General features: G+C 71.7%; 12 protein-coding genes. 1 reads left to right on the top strand and 11 read right to left on the bottom strand.

What is annotated here, in order from left to right; genetic code table 11:
- Window positions 1-85: 85 nt before the first annotated feature.
- The 9 genes from K304_RS0109985 to folC all read right to left on the bottom strand — a co-directional run bounded on the left by K304_RS0109985 (window position 86) and on the right by folC (window position 10,714).
- The gene (locus K304_RS0109985) at window positions 86-1,618 is read right to left on the bottom strand and encodes a CYTH and CHAD domain-containing protein (protein WP_027763630.1); all 1,533 of its coding nucleotides are present in this window, start codon (window positions 1,616-1,618) and stop codon (window positions 86-88) included.
- A 70-nt stretch (window positions 1,619-1,688) separates the two neighbouring features.
- Window positions 1,689-2,888: a rod shape-determining protein RodA gene (rodA, locus tag K304_RS0109990; protein ID WP_027763631.1), complete on the bottom strand. Its 1,200-nt coding sequence runs from the start codon at window positions 2,886-2,888 to the stop codon at window positions 1,689-1,691.
- Window positions 2,885-5,068 (bottom strand): penicillin-binding protein 2, encoded by a 2,184-nt coding sequence (mrdA, locus tag K304_RS28260; RefSeq protein ID WP_078528870.1) that lies wholly within the window; start codon window positions 5,066-5,068, stop codon window positions 2,885-2,887. Before mrdA ends, rodA begins: the two co-directional genes overlap by 4 nt.
- Window positions 5,069-5,123: 55 nt before the next feature.
- The gene (gene mreD / locus K304_RS0110000) at window positions 5,124-5,852 is read right to left on the bottom strand and encodes a rod shape-determining protein MreD (RefSeq protein ID WP_027763632.1); all 729 of its coding nucleotides are present in this window, start codon (window positions 5,850-5,852) and stop codon (window positions 5,124-5,126) included.
- Window positions 5,853-5,857: 5 nt separating this feature from the next.
- Window positions 5,858-6,928: a rod shape-determining protein MreC gene (gene mreC, locus K304_RS28265; protein WP_051308209.1), complete on the bottom strand. Its 1,071-nt coding sequence runs from the start codon at window positions 6,926-6,928 to the stop codon at window positions 5,858-5,860.
- 96 nt (window positions 6,929-7,024) lie between these two features.
- The gene (locus K304_RS0110010; RefSeq protein WP_027763633.1) at window positions 7,025-8,044 is read right to left on the bottom strand and encodes a rod shape-determining protein; all 1,020 of its coding nucleotides are present in this window, start codon (window positions 8,042-8,044) and stop codon (window positions 7,025-7,027) included.
- A 302-nt stretch (window positions 8,045-8,346) separates the two neighbouring features.
- Window positions 8,347-8,760: a nucleoside-diphosphate kinase gene (ndk, locus tag K304_RS0110015; protein WP_027763634.1), complete on the bottom strand. Its 414-nt coding sequence runs from the start codon at window positions 8,758-8,760 to the stop codon at window positions 8,347-8,349.
- 80 nt (window positions 8,761-8,840) lie between these two features.
- On the bottom strand, window positions 8,841-9,188 hold the full coding sequence (locus K304_RS0110020) for a DUF4233 domain-containing protein (RefSeq protein ID WP_027763635.1): 348 nt from the start codon (window positions 9,186-9,188) through the stop codon (window positions 8,841-8,843).
- Between the two features lie 5 nt (window positions 9,189-9,193).
- Window positions 9,194-10,714, bottom strand: coding sequence for a bifunctional tetrahydrofolate synthase/dihydrofolate synthase (gene folC / locus K304_RS0110025; RefSeq protein ID WP_027763636.1), 1,521 nt, complete (start codon window positions 10,712-10,714; stop codon window positions 9,194-9,196).
- Window positions 10,715-10,971: 257 nt separating this feature from the next.
- Here folC and K304_RS0110030 point away from each other — a divergent pair, with 257 nt between their 5' ends.
- Window positions 10,972-11,619, top strand: coding sequence for a helix-turn-helix transcriptional regulator (locus K304_RS0110030; RefSeq protein ID WP_486591618.1), 648 nt, complete (start codon window positions 10,972-10,974; stop codon window positions 11,617-11,619).
- 47 nt (window positions 11,620-11,666) lie between these two features.
- On the opposite strand, the gene K304_RS0110035 is transcribed toward K304_RS0110030, so the two are convergent.
- A complete protein-coding gene (locus K304_RS0110035) occupies window positions 11,667-12,239 on the bottom strand; it encodes a hypothetical protein (RefSeq protein WP_051308211.1) in 573 nt (190 codons plus the stop codon).
- A gap of 10 nt (window positions 12,240-12,249) precedes the next feature.
- Entirely contained in the window at window positions 12,250-14,199 is a 1,950-nt protein-coding gene (locus K304_RS0110040) for an alpha/beta fold hydrolase (RefSeq protein WP_486591619.1), read from the bottom strand.
- Window positions 14,200-14,334 lie beyond the last annotated feature (135 nt).

The following is a 14,334-nucleotide window of genomic DNA, read 5'->3' on the forward strand; positions in this document are numbered from 1 at the left end:
CCTCGGGGCAGGGTGCGGCGTACTCGATGCGGTGACCCCTCAGCGTAACGCGGACGGCGGACCGCTCCTCCCCGCCTGTGGACGGCTAGAAGGGTCCGCGTTCGGTCACCGAGCGCCACAGCTTCGGAAGCCGCCGCTCGTACGTCGCGGCGAGGGCGCTCTCCCGGGCGTGCAGCACTCCGTAGGTGAAGGACGGCTCACCGGCGTCGTGCGCCTGGAGGGCGAGGTCACGCAGGGCCTGTCGGGCCACGACGGCGTCCTGGTGTTCGCCGAGCAGCTGCTGCACCGCCTTCATCCGCTTGACGTGCTTCGCCGCCCGGCCGCCCAGGGCGGGGCGGGCGACCTCGGCGGAGTAGCGGGCCCGCTTGGCGGCTTTGCGGGCTTCGTGGAGCGCGCGGTCGCGCTCTGCACCGGGCGGGAGGTCCAGGGCGCGCCGGATGCGGGCGGACAGCCGGCCGGTGTCGCGGCGTACGGCACGGTCGAGGATCTTCCGCGGCGACCTGTCCGCCGCGGGCTTCAGGGGAGGGGCGGCCAGCAGGGCGTGCAGCGCGTCGAGGAGGGCGAGGTACCGGTCTCCGTCGAGCACGGCGGTGACGCGGTTGCGGCTTCCGGCGCGCCGGGCCCGGTCGTAGGTGCGGAGGCGGCCGCTGACGGGTCCGAGGCGGAGGCCGCGCGGCAGGCGGGCGAGGTGGTCGGTGAGCCGGGCGAGCAGTACCTCGCGGTCGCGGTCGTGGCCGAGTTCGGCGGCCAGCCGGCGCAGTTCGGCGCCGAGCGGGTCGGTGGCACGGCGGTCGAGGACGGAGCGGTAGGACCGGAAGCAGCTGCGGAGTCGCCGGGCCGCCACGCGCATCTGGTGGACCGAGTCGGGTTGGTGTCGGCGTACGGCGGGGTCGAGGGCGACGAGGGCCTCGACCTGGGTGCGCACGTAGGCGAGGACGTGGTGGCCGGCGGTGTCCGGGGCCGCTCCCCGGGCGCCGGCGCCCGGTGTGCCGGGCGCGTCGTCCGCCCTTGCGGCCGTGGTCGGCGCCGTCTCCTGGAGCGCGCGCTGCAGCTTGGACGCGGACCGGGCGGGCCGCAGGCCGGCGGCGCGCAGCCGCTTCTCGATCCGGTCGAGGAGTTTCGGCCGTCCGTCGTGCAGTTCGGCTTCGATCTCGGTCCAGGTGGCGGTGCCGTCCTTCCCGTGTCCGGGCCGGGTCGCGGTGACCCGGTCCCGTGCGACTTCGGCGAGTACGGTCCCGCCGGTGTCGCCGAGCCTGTGGACGCGGCGCCGTGTGGTCAGCTCCATCACGGGCACCAGGGCCGCGGTCCGCACGCGGGAGCGGACGAGCCTGGTGAGGGCGCGCGGCGGGGTGTCGGCGAGGGGTGCGCGGACCTCGTCGCGTACGTGGCGCCCGACCGGGAGTTTGAGGTGCCAGCCCTCGTCGTCGCCGCCGGTGCGGCGGCGCAGCGTCATGCCGGCGGCGGCCAGCCGGCCGTCCTCCGTGTCGTAGTAGACGGCTTCGAGCAGGGTCTCGCCGCCCTCGGTGACCGCGGCGACGCCCTTCACCTCGAGGTCGGGGAGCCGCGTGTCGTCCGCGGCCTCGTACTTCCGCTCGGTCTCGCGCACCACGTCCGCCATGTTCGGAACGTAGGCGCCCTCCCCGGCGCGGGCAACCGGTGCGGCGCGGGGGAGGTGCCCGCAGGCGTCGCTAGGCGGACACCGGACGTTGCACCTTGATCGATTGGAGGAGGCCGACGGCGATCCAGACGGCGAACATCGAGGTGCCGCCGTAGGAGACGAAGGGCAGCGGCAGGCCGGCGACGGGCATGATGCCGAGGGTCATGCCGATGTTCTCGAAGGTCTGGAAGGCGAACCAGGCGATGATGCCGGCGGCGACGATGGTGCCGTACAGCTCGGTGGTGTTGCGGGCGATGCGGCAGGCGCGCCAGAGGACCACGCCCATGAGGGCGATGATGGCCGCGCCGCCGGCGAAGCCGAGTTCCTCTCCCGCGACGGTGAAGATGAAGTCGGTCTGCTGCTCGGGCACGAACTGGCCGGTGGTCTGGGTGCCGTCGAAGAGGCCCTTGCCCCACAGGCCGCCGGAGCCGATGGCGATGCGTGCCTGGTTGGTGTTGTAGCCGACCCCGCGGGGGTCGAGGGAGGGGTTGGCGAAGGCGGCGAACCGGTTGATCTGGTACTCGTCGAGCAGGCCGAGCATCCAGACCGCGACGGCGCCGCCGACGCCGGTGACGACGAGGCCGACGACCCAGCGGTTGGAGGCGCCGGAGGCCAGGAGCACGCCGAGCACGATGACGACGATGACCATGGTGGAGCCCAGGTCGGGCATCAGCATGATCACGACGATGGGCAGCGCGGCCATGCCGAGGGCCTGGAGCACGGTGCGGTGGTCGGGGTGTTCCCGGTCGCCCGCGTCGACGCGGGCGGCCAGCAGCATCGCCATGACCAGTATCACGGTGATCTTGATGAACTCGGCGGGCTGGAGGGAGAGGCCGCCTCCGAAGTCGAGCCAGGCGCGGGAGCCGTTGATGGTCGCGCCGAGCGGGGTGAGGACCAGCAGGGCGAGGACGACGGAGATGCCGTAGAGCACGGGTACCGCACCGCGCAGGCGCCGGTGGCCGAGCCACACGGTGCCGCCCATCAGCGCGAGGCCGATGAGGAGGCTGAGCAGGTGCCGCCAGAGGAAGTGCTGCGGGTCACCGTGGTTGAGGGAGTCCCGGGTGCGGGTGGCGGACCACACGAGGAGGGAGCCCAGCAGGGACAGCGCGACGGCGGCCAGGAGCATGGGCCAGTCCAGCCGCCGCACGAGGCTGTCGCGGGCGGTGGCCCGGCGCCACGCGGACTTCTGCTGGGGCCCGTAGCCGTCGAGGGAGTAGGAGCGGGTGCTCACTCTGTGCCCCCGTCGTCCGTCGGGTCGCCCTCGGCCTTCGCCGCCGCCTTCTGTTCCCGGGCTTCGAACTTCTCGGAGAATCCGGACGCGATCTGACCGTGCTCGTTGATCTCGGGGAGGGACTTCTGCGGGTCGGGCAGCAGCGCCTTCTTCTTGTCGATCGAGCCGTCCTCCTGGACACCGTAGATGGCGTCGTAGACGTTGCGGACGGCCGGGCCGGAGGCACCGGAACCTGTACCACCCTGGGAGATCGTCATCACGATCGTGTAGTCCTCGGTGTAGGTGGCGAACCAGGAGGTGGTCTGCTTTCCGTAGACCTCGGCGGTACCGGTCTTGGCGTGCATCGGGATCTTCTTCTGGGGCCAGCCGACCTGGGTGAAGCGCCAGGCGGCGGTGCCGCGCGTGGCCACGCCTTCGAGGGCCTCGTCCATCTGCTTGAGCGTCTTCTTGTTCAGCGGCAGCTTGCCGTGCGCCTTCGGTTCGATCATCTCGACCTGGGAGCCGTCGGGGCTGACGACGGCCTTGCCGAGGGTGGGGTCGTAGAGGGTGCCGCCGTTGGAGATGGCGGCGTAGATGGTCGCCATCTGGATCGGCGTGACGAGGGTGTCGCCCTGTCCGATCGAGTAGTTGATCGTGTCGTAGGCGTGCAGCTTGAATCCCTCGAGGCAGCCCTCACGCGCCAGGGTGATCTGGTAGCTCTTCTTCTCCGGCCACTTCTCGGCGGTCTTGCACCAGGAGTCCTTGTTGGCCTTCCAGTAGTTCTTCTTCCACTGGCGGTCGGGGACGCGGCCGGTGACCTCGTTGGGCAGGTCGATGCCGGTCTCCTCGCCGAGACCGAAGTCGTGAGCGGTCCGGTAGAACCAGTCCTCCGTGTTCTTCTTCGGGTCGATCCCGCCGTCCTTCTTCCACTCCTGGTGCGAGAGGCGGTAGAAGACGGTGTCGCAGGAGACCTCCAGTGCCCGGGCGAGGTTGATGCTGCCGTGACTCTGGGACTCGTAGTTCTTGAAGGTGTTGTTGCCGACGGTGTAGGCGCTGGTGCAGGGGTAGCTGCCGTTCCAGTCGTAGCCGGCGCGGACGGCCGCGGCGGAGGAGATGACCTTGAAGATCGAGCCGGGGGCCGCCTGCCCCTGGATGGCACGGTTCAGCAGCGGGTAGTTCGACTTCTTGCTGGTGAGCCGCGTGTAGTCGTCGGCGGAGATGCCGCCGACCCAGGCGTTCGGGTCGTACTGCGGGTTGGACGCCATGGCGACGACACGGCCGGTCTTGGACTCCATGACGACCATGGCGCCGGCGTCGGCCTCGTAGTTGCGGCCGGTGTTGTGGTCGTGCTGCTTGCGGGCTTCCTTCATGGCCGCCAGCAGCTCGCGCTCGGCGACGGCCTGGATGCGGGAGTCGACGCTGGTGATGAGGGTGGACCCGGGTTCGGCCTTCTCGCTGAGCTTCTGTCCCATCACCCGGCCGAGCTTGTCGACCTCGTACTCGGTGACGCCCGCGTCGCCGCGCAGGGCCGTGTTGTAGCTGCGCTCCAGCCCGGAGCGGCCGATCTGGTCGGAGGGGAGGAACGGCGAGTCGGTGTTCTCGGCCTCCTTGATCTCCTCGTCGGTCACCGGGGAGAGGTAGCCGAGGACCTGCGAGGTGTCGGCTCCGTACGGGCTGGGGTAGCGGCGTACGGCCTTGGGCTCGGCGAGGATGCCGGGGAAGTCCTCGGAGCGCTCACGGATGGTCAGCGCCTGCTGGGCGGTCGCCTCGTCGGTGATGGGGATCGGCTGGTAGGGCGAGCCGTTCCAGCAGGGCTTGGGGGTCTCGGCGTTGCACAGCCGCACCCGCTGCCGTACGTCCTTGGCGGGCATGTCGAGGACCTTCGCCAGCCGGCCGAGGACGGCGTCGCCGCCGTCGTCCATCTTCATCAGCGCGGTGCGGGAGGCGGAGACGACCAGGCGGGTCTCGTTGTCGGCGATCGGCACGCCGCGGGCGTCCAGGATGGAGCCGCGCACGGCGGGCTTGACGACCTGCTGGACGTGGTTTCCCGCGGCCTTTGCCGAGTACTCCTCGCCGTTGCGGATCTGGAGGTACCACAGCCGCCCGCCGAGGGTGAGCAGCAGGGAGAACACCAGGATCTGGATCGCCACCAGGCGGATGGTGATGCGGGGGGTGCGTCCGGTTTCCGGGATGTTGCTCATGCGGCTCCCCTGTGGTCCCTGTGGTCCCTGCGGTCGTCTGGTGCCGGCTCGGCGCTCACAGCCGCTTGACCCCCTTGATGGTGGTGGCCTTGTTGCGGGCGGACCGGCCCAGCAGCGAGCGCCGGGAGTTGCCGGCGAAGGAGGCGGGCCGGCTGCTGCGGACACTGCGGACGCTGCGTCCGGCGAGCAGGCCGGAGCGGAGGCTGGCGCCGGCGGCGAGCCAGCCGTAGGCGCCCTCGCCGCCCTTGGCGCCGCCGGCGGAGCTCTCGGAGCCGAGCGGGTCGCGCGCGGTGCGGCGGGCCAGCGCCATGATGAGCGGGACGGTGAAGGGGGCGAGCAGCAGGTCGTAGAGGATCGCGGTGAGCAGCAGGCTGGTGATGCCGACGTGCAGCGCGGGGGTGTCACCGACCAGGGCGCCGACACCGGCGTAGAGCAGGGTGGAGCCGACGGCGGCGCCGGCGACGACCAGCATCGGCACCGACGCGGAGCGGTGCTGGCCGTTGTCGGGCTTGGTGAGGCCGGCGGCGTAGCCGACGACGCAGAGCACCAGGGCGTAGCGGCCGACGGCGTGGTCGGCGGGCGGGGCCAGGTCGGCGAGCAGTCCGGCGCCGAAGCCGATGAGGGCGCCGCCGACGTGGCCGTAGACCATGGCGAGGCCGAGAACGGTGAGCAGCAGCAGGTCCGGCACGGCGCCCGGGAGCTGGAGCCGGGCGAGGACGCTGACCTGGATGATCAGGGCGAGGACGACGAGTGCGGTCGACAGCAGGATCCGGTTGGCGCGCATCACGGTCACTCAGCTCCAGGGGCCGGCTGGGCGGGGTCCACGGGTTCGGCGGGCTGCGCCTGGCCCTGCGGGGCGAGGGTGTCCCCGGGGTCGGGCTGCCCGCCGGGGGCGGCGGACTCGCCGGGCGCGGTCTGCGCGTCGCCTTCCTCGCCCGGGGCCGGCGCTCCGGGGGTGGCGGTGACGGTCACCGTGGGGGTGGGCTTGGGCTTCTTGGGCGGGTCGGGGCGCAGCACCGTGTCGCGCGGGTCCTTGCGCGGCGGTTCGACGACGACGCCGACGATGTCGAGCTGGGTGAACTCGGCGAACGGGTGAATGCGCAGGGTGCGGGTGAGGTCGCCGGTCTGGCGCTCGACCTCGGTGACCTCGCCGACGGGGACGCCGGGGACGAAGGGGGTGCCGTTGTGGGAGCCGAAGGTGACCAGGCGGTCGCCCTTCTGGACTCTGGCCTTGCCGTCGAGGAGCTGCACGGTCATGGCGTTTCCGCCGCGTCCGGAGGCGAAGCCGAGTTCGGCGCTGCCCTCCATGCGGGTGCCGACGGTGAAGTCGGGGTCGTTGGCGAGCAGCACGGTGGAGCTCGAGGCGCCGACGGTGGTGGTGCGGCCGACGAGTCCGTCGCCGTTGATGACGGTCATGTCGGGGGCGATGCCGTCCTCGCTGCCGACGTCGATGGTGACGGTCCAGGAGAAGCCCTGGGCGGCGCCGATGGCGACGACCTCGGCGGCCTTGATGCCGTAGCCGCCGGCTCCGGCGGTGCGCAGCAGGCCGTCGAGTTCCTTGGCGCGGGCGCGGTTGCGGTCGTCGGAGCCGAGTTCGCGGCGCAGCTCCATGTTCTCCTGCTGGAGCGCCTTGATGCGGTCGTGGCGTGCGCCCGAGTCGCGGACGGCGGCGATGGCGTTGCCGACCGGGTCGACGGCGGTCGCCACCCCTTCCTGTACCGGTCCCAGTGCGGAGGCGGTGGTGCGCCGTGCGCCGTCGAGCGGGGACTGCCCGCCTCCCTGGAGGTCCACCGTGATCAGTGCGAACGCGATGGCGACCAGCAGGACGAGCAGCAGCCGGCTTTCTCGGGAATCCCTCACGTGCGGCGGCCGTGCCTTTCTCAGTCGGACCGGGCGGGTGTGGCGGGTCGGTGCCTGGTGATGCGGTGAAGTTGTGGGTGGAGCGTGCGGTGCCGGTCAGCGGCGCGGCTGGGAGTCCAGGACCTGCTGGAGGGCCTCGAACTCCTCGACGCACTTGCCGGAGCCGAGCGCGACCGAGTCGAGCGGGTCCTCGGCGATGTGGATGGGCATGCCGGTCTCGTGCCGCAGCCGCTCGTCGAGGCCGCGCAGCAGGGCGCCGCCACCGGTGAGAACGATGCCGCGGTCCATCACGTCACCGGACAGCTCCGGCGGGCACTTGTCGAGGGTGGTCTTGACCGCGTCGACGATGGCGTTGACCGGCTCCTCGATGGCCTTGCGGACCTCGGCGGCGGAGATCACCACGGTCTTGGGGAGGCCGCTGACCAGGTCGCGGCCCCGGATCTCGGTGTGCTCGTCCTTGTCCATGGCGTAGGCCGAACCGATGGTGATCTTGATGCTCTCGGCGGTGCGCTCGCCGAGAAGGAGGCTGTACTCCTTCTTGATGTGCTGGATGATCGCGTTGTCCAGCTCGTCGCCGGCGACCCGGATGGACTGCGCGGTGACGATGCCGCCGAGGGAGATCACGGCGACCTCGGTGGTGCCGCCGCCGATGTCGACGACCATGTTGCCCGTCGCTTCGTGGACGGGCAGGCCGGAGCCGATCGCGGCCGCCATCGGCTCCTCGATGATGTGCACCTGACGGGCGCCTGCCTGCGTGGACGCCTCGATGACGGCGCGGCGCTCGACTCCGGTGATGCCGGAGGGGACGCAGACGACGACCCGGGGGCGAGCCAGGTAGCGCCGCTTGTGGATCTTGAGGATGAAGTAGCGGAGCATCCGCTCGGTGATCTCGAAGTCGGCGATGACGCCGTCCTTCAGGGGCCGGACCGCGACGATGTTCCCCGGGGTGCGGCCGATCATCTTCTTGGCTTCGGCGCCGACCGCGAGGATGCCGCCGGTGTTGGTGTTGATGGCCACCACGGACGGCTCGTTGAGAACGATCCCGCGACCCCTGACGTACACCAGCGTGTTGGCGGTCCCGAGGTCGACAGCCATGTCACGGCCGATGAACGACATGTTGTTCGCCATAGGATACGTCTGGCCTTCCAGCTGGAGCGATGGGTGGGGGACGGCAGGGGGGAGCTGCGGAAACCGCCACGAGAGGAGCGAGGTTCCATCGTAGACGCGGACCTCGGGAACCGCAGCGAGGGCTCCTCCGCCATTGTCGGCGGAACGCCGTTCGTCCCCCGTATTGGTGACGTCGCGTCCGAGTGAAGCGTTCCCCGGAACAGCCCACAATATGCCTGCGGGCGACCTGAGGGAACAGGTCGCCCCAGGTCACCGGGGGTCCCGTGCACTGACCCCGCGTCAGGAGACGATCAGACCGCTTCCGGGAAGAACAGTTTGAGCTCCCGCTCCGCGGACTCCTCCGAGTCCGAGGCGTGCACCAGGTTCTCCCGGACGATCGTGCCGAAATCACCCCGGATGGACCCGGGTGCGGCGGCGATCGGGTCGGTGGGTCCGGCCAGCGCGCGCATGCCCTCGATCACCCGCTCGCCCTCGACGACCATCACCACGGACGGACCGGAGGTCATGAACTCCATCAGCGGGGGGTAGAACGGCTTGTCCGCGTGCTCGCCGTAGTGCTGCTCCAGGAGGGGCCGGCCCAGGGTGCGCAGCTCCAGCGCGGTGATGGCCCATCCCGCCTTGCTCTCGATGCGTCCGACGATCTCGCCGATCAGGCCACGGCGGACGGCGTCGGGCTTGAGCAGGACGAGCGTGCGCTGGCTCATGTGCGGACTCCTCGGGGTACAGCGGTGGAACGCGCGATGTCAGGGGTGGTGAGAGGCTACACGGGCGCTTCGACGGCCCCTCAGGCAGTCTCCGCCTCGGCGGCCGCCGCACGGGCGGCCTTCGCCTCGTCCACTTTCCGACCGAAATGCACCGAGGCCCACCACAGACCGGCGAAGCAGGCGCCGAGGAAGAACATGGCGGGAACCACGAAGCCGCTCGCGATCAGGCCGATCTGGAGGGCCCAGCCGAGCTGGACGCCGCCGGGCCGGCCCAGCATCCCGCACAGCAGCAGGGACAGCAGCATCCCGGTGCCGCTCACCGCCCAGACGGCGGTCGTGGAGACGTCGCTGAGCTGCATCGCGACCAGACCGGCGAAGCCGATCACGAAGAACTCGCCGATCAGGGTGCTCGCGCACAGGGTTCGCACTGCCTCTACCCGTTCCTTCCCAGCAGCAGCCGGGCCTCGCCGACGGTGAACACCGAACCGGTGACGAGCACGCCCGCTCCGGCGTACTCGCCCTCCTCCTCCGCGAGGGTGATGGCGGCCTCCACCGCGTCGTCCAGGCGCGGCTCGACCTGCACCCGCTCCTCGCCGAACACCTCGACCGCGAGGGCCGCGAGTTCGTCGACGTCCATGGCGCGGTGGGTGGCGTTGCGGGTGACGACGACCTCGGTGAAGACCGGCTCGAACGCCTCCAGCAGTCCGCGCACGTCCTTCTCGGCGCTGCACCCGACGACGCCGACGAGCCGGCTGAAGCCGAACGCCTCGCCGATCGCGGCGGCCGCGGCCTGTGCGCCGGCCGGGTTGTGCGCGGCGTCCAGGAGCACGGACGGCGAGGACCGCACGAGCTCCAGCCGGCCGGGGGTGGCGACGGACGCGAAGCCCTGGCGGACGGTGTCCACGTCCAGCTCGCGGGCGTGCTCGGTACCGACGCCCAGGAACGCCTCGACGGCCGCGAGGGCGACGGAGGCGTTGTGCGCCATGTGGGCGCCGTGCATCGGCAGGAAGAGATCCGGGTACTCCCCGCCGAGTCCGCGCAGCGTGATGAGCTGCCCGCCGACGGCGACCTCGCGGGAGACCACGCCGAACTCCATCCCCTCGCGGGCGACGGTCGCGTCGACCTCCACCGCGCGGCGCAGCACCACGGACGCGGCCTCCACCGGCTGCTGGGCGAGGACGACGCGGGCGTCGGTCTTGACGATGCCGGACTTCTCGACGGCGATCTTCTCCGGAGTGTCGCCGAGCCGGTCGGTGTGGTCGAGGGAGATGGGGGTGATCACCGCGACGTCGGCGTCGATGACGTTGGTGGCGTCCCAGGTGCCGCCCATGCCGACCTCGACGACCGCGACGTCCACCGGTGCGTCGGCGAAGGCGGCGTAGGCCATCGCGGTGAGCACCTCGAAGAAGGACAGCCGGTACTCCTGGCGTTCGTCGACCATCGCCACGAACGGCTCGACGTCCCGGTAGGTCTCCACGAAGCGTTCGGCGGACAGCGGCGCGCCGTCCACGCTGATCCGCTCGGTGATCGACTGCACGTGGGGGCTGCTGTAGCGGCCGGCCCGCAGGTCGAACGCACCGAGCAGGGCTTCGATCATGCGCCCGGTGGAGGTCTTGCCGTTGGTGCCGGTGATGTGGATCGAGGGGTAGGCGCGCTGCGGTTCGCCGAGCACGTCCATCAGCGCGGCGATACGTGTCCGGGACGGGTCGAGCTTGGTCTCGCCCCAGCGGGTGGCCAGCTCCTCCTCGACCTCGCGCAGCGCGCGGTCCGTCTCCGGGTCCTCCGGCCGCGTCGGCACGACGTCCGGCTGGGGCGGTCCCGCCTGGGCGCGGAGGGTACGGCTGCCGGCCTCGATCACGGCCAGGTCGGGGTCGCGGTCGGTCTCTTCGCCGACGATCTCCTCGAAGGGGTCGTCGGGGGTCGGATCGTCGGATGCTGGGGACTGCTCGCTCACGTGCGCCAGTCTACGGAGGAACCCGCGCGGACCGCCGCCCGGTCGGGCCGGTGGGCCGGCGCGACCGCCGCCCGGTCGGCCCCGGCGGGCCCGCCCGCCCCGGCGGGTCGGCCGGTGCGGGCGCGCACGGGCCGGAAATCGGGCACGACCCGGTCACGATCACGCCCGAGGCGGACATTCATTACCGCCGGGTACCGGGGTAGGAAGGTTCTGAAGAAACTGCCGGGATTCAGCGAGGTGATCCACCCGTGCTGTCCGTGGGCTTGATAACGAGCGACAACAAGCACCTGTCCCACGTCCTGGGGCTGGCGCTCGACCGGTTCCACATAGAGATCACGCTGACCCGTGCCACACCCGCCGAGGCTCTGGCGCATCCGAAGGCGCCCAGCGTCGACATCTGGCTCGCCAGGCTCCCCGGCGAGCGGGCCGAGAGCCTCAGCACGCTGCTTCCACGACGTTCCGACCCCTCCGAACCCGGCCCGCTCGCCGTGGTCTGCGACGGGAGCCGTACCCAGGTTGCGGCCGCGATGGCGAACGGCGCCTCGGCGATCGTGCTGCCCGACGACACCGTCTTCGACACCGCGGCCGCCATCCATGCGGCCGCCTCGTGCGCCTTGTTCGTCTCACCACGGCTGCTGCGCCGGGTGGACGGGCGGCTGACCGACGTGCTGACCGCGCGCGTGCCCAGCCCGAAGGTGCTCACCAAGCGCGAGGAGCGCGTGCTGTCCCTGATGTACACCGGGATGTCCAACACACAGATCGGGCGCACGCTGTTCATCTCGCCCACGACCGTGTCCACGCACGTCGGGAACATCCTTCGCAAGCTGGGAGCCGACAACCGCACCGCCGCGGTGATCACCGCGCTGGAGATGTCGCTGATCGCGCCGCCAGTCCCCCGCGGCTGAGCGAGGCGGCGGCGCGTGTCCGTGCCGGGGCGGGGTGCCCGGCACGCTCAGGCCAGCGGATGGAAATCCGAGGCGAACAGGGTGCGCAGCCTCTCGTTCTCGTGGTCGCCCGCCGAGGAGACGATGAGGAACTGCACCTCCCGCGCCCCCTCCGGGTGCTCACACGTGTGAGTGACGAAGTCCAGGAGGGACAGGTACGGCGTGCTCCCCCGGAGGTGCCGCACCCGCTGCTCGTCGACCGCCACCTGAGTCAACTCCGAGACGGCGTCCGTCAGCAGCCGCTCGACCCTCCTGTTCGGATGCCACAGCATGTGACGCACCGATCGACGCTCGCGGAGCGGGTACTCCTGGCAGGCGGTGACCCGGCCGTCGGCCAGCTTGGCGCGCCGGAGCAGGTGAATGTCGGGCGCCGCCGGGTGCGGTGCGGGCAACCTCGTCACCGGTACGGCCGTGCCGACCGGGTCGAGACCCGTGACGGAGCCGGACTCCGGTTCCTTCCGGAACTGCCGGGCGACGGTCAGTCCCGCCCAGGACACCAACACGGCATAGAGTCCGCCGCGGGCGGCCGTGGCCGCGAGCGAGGTGCCCGGCACCCGGGACACGGGGGTCTGGGAGATCATGACGGACTGCTCACCTCGTCCTTCCGGTGGTCTTCGCCGGGGCGTCGGCCACGGCGGCCCGGGCACGGACCCAGTCCACGGCCCGGACGACGTGTGCCGCGTGCCGCTCGTCGAGCAGCAGCGTCTCGTGACCGGCGTCCTCGGCGACGTCGTGCCAGGACACCTTCGACAGCAGCGCCAACTCCTTCTGGAGCCCGAGGTGCGCCGGGTCCCTGCGGGCACTCTCCCCCGCGGTCAGCACGGCCACCGGCCCGGAGTGCGGCTCCAGCCGCCTCGCGTCCGGCGACCAGCTGCGCTGCGACTCGGAGAGCTCGCGCCGCGCCGCCCGCCACAGCCCGGGACGGGACAGGGCCTCCCGGGTGGCCGGAGCCAGGTCGTTGGGAAGACCGTGCATCCGGTCCGTCCCCCCGGAGCGCCCGAGCAGGCCCAGCGCCGCCTGTGCCTGGGTCGTCGCCATCCGCTGTCTGATCCAGGGCATCGCCTCGCGTTGCTTCGCGGAACGGACGAACTGCTGCGGGTGGAAGGCGTCGACGAAGACCAGCCCGCCAACCAGTTCGGGGTGACGCCGCGCGAAGCTGCGGATCAGGAGTCCCCCTACCGAATGCCCGACCAGCACGTACGGCGGCTCCAGCCCCCGGGCGCAGAGCAGACGCAGCAGCCCGTCGGCGGACTCCTCCGCGTCCCGGCGGCCGCATACCGGAGGGCTCCAACCGATGCCGGGGCGGTCGTACGCCAGATACGGGATGTCCGGGCGCAGTCCGCGCAGCACCCACCCCCACTGGGTGGCCGGCGCGCCGAGCCCGTTCTCGAAGACGACGGTGGGCCCCTCGCAGCGCGGCTCGTCGGCACTGCTCCGGGCCAGCGCGTGGACCCGGCTCTCCCCCACCCGCACGAGTTCGCCGGGCCGCGCGACGGTCATCCGCTGACGTCGTGCCCGCACCGCGCGGCGCGCGGCTACCCCCGCCACCGCCGCGACGCCCAGACCTGCAGCGAGGACCGCCGCCCCACGAGGGGTGGCCGCCGCGCGCACCAGTCCGGCGGCGGAGCCGGCCGGGACGGCGGTCCCCGCCCGGTCACGGGCCCGAGCGGCCCCGGGTCCCGTTCGGGGCCCGAGGTGGCGGGAGACGTGTGCGAGAGCGGGGTAGGTGGAACAGGAGGACCAGATGACCCGGTCGAAGCCCGTGAAGCGGGCGTTGCCGAGGTGGCGCACGATCCCGGCGGCGAGGATGCCCCGGGCCACAGGACGAGGAGCCACCAGCACGAGGGGGAAGGCCAGTTCGCCGGCGATCGTTCCCCAGGCGATCGCCTTGGCGAGAAGCGGGTGCCGGTGCACGACGCGCGAGACCGCGGAGTCCCCCGCGTCGGCGGTGCGGAGGATCTCCGTGATCGCCGAACCGTCGCGCCACACCGGCGAGAACAGCTTCGCGGCGCCCGCCGAGAGGTATCCGCCGCACACCTGCGCGGCCAGGAACCACACCAGCGCCTCGCGGGCCCGCCGGTCGTGTCCGAACGCCTTCTCCACCGCGGCGACGAAGTAGTTGACGTACGCGAGATGGTCGGGGCCGTCGGGGGCACGGCCGTCGGTGCGGGTGCGCAGGCCGTAGGCGGCGGTGCACATCGACGCGGCCAGCAGGCCGCGCTGTGCGCGGGAGGCGCCGGGCAGCACCAGGCCCAGTCCGGACAGGGCACGCGCCTGTTCCAGCCACGCGGCGCCGGCGGGTCCGTCGACGCGGTCACGTCGTGCGTCGCCGGACAGGACGTGGGCGGAGGCGCGGTGTTCGAACGCCTCCAGTGTCGACCCGAACGCGGTGCCGACTTCCAGGATGCGCAGGACGCAGTCGATCTCGTCCCGCCCGCCTCGGCCCTGCCACAGGTCACGGGCTGCGTCGCGGACCTGTGCGACGAGCGGGGTGGGTGACGAGGAGAGCCGTCCCATGGTCCTGCCCCGGGTCTCCTTCATGGCTCTTCCCTTCGTCGGGGATCGCCTTGAGCAAACCACCGCGGGCGGAGCGTCACCATCCTGCATCGTCACCGGAAAGGGGGCGGCAGAGAGGGGAGTTCAGAGGATTGACCCCTCCCCCCGCCTCCTCAGATA

It is taken from the genome of Streptomyces sp. CNS606, assembly GCF_000426325.1.

Bases quoted from the DNA above. Each gene is read 5' to 3' on its own strand.
- K304_RS0110040 (WP_486591619.1), bottom strand. From the start codon at position 14,199: ATGAAGGAGACCCGGGGCAGGACCATGGGACGGCTCTCCTCGTCACCC.
- K304_RS0110010 (WP_027763633.1), bottom strand. From the start codon at position 8,044: ATGTCGTTCATCGGCCGTGACATGGCTGTCGACCTCGGGACCGCCAAC.
- K304_RS0110035 (WP_051308211.1), bottom strand. From the start codon at position 12,239: ATGATCTCCCAGACCCCCGTGTCCCGGGTGCCGGGCACCTCGCTCGCG.
- ndk (WP_027763634.1), bottom strand. From the start codon at position 8,760: ATGAGCCAGCGCACGCTCGTCCTGCTCAAGCCCGACGCCGTCCGCCGT.
- K304_RS0109985 (WP_027763630.1), bottom strand. From the start codon at position 1,618: ATGGCGGACGTGGTGCGCGAGACCGAGCGGAAGTACGAGGCCGCGGAC.
- mrdA (WP_078528870.1), bottom strand. From the start codon at position 5,068: ATGAGCAACATCCCGGAAACCGGACGCACCCCCCGCATCACCATCCGC.
- mreD (WP_027763632.1), bottom strand. From the start codon at position 5,852: ATGCGCGCCAACCGGATCCTGCTGTCGACCGCACTCGTCGTCCTCGCC.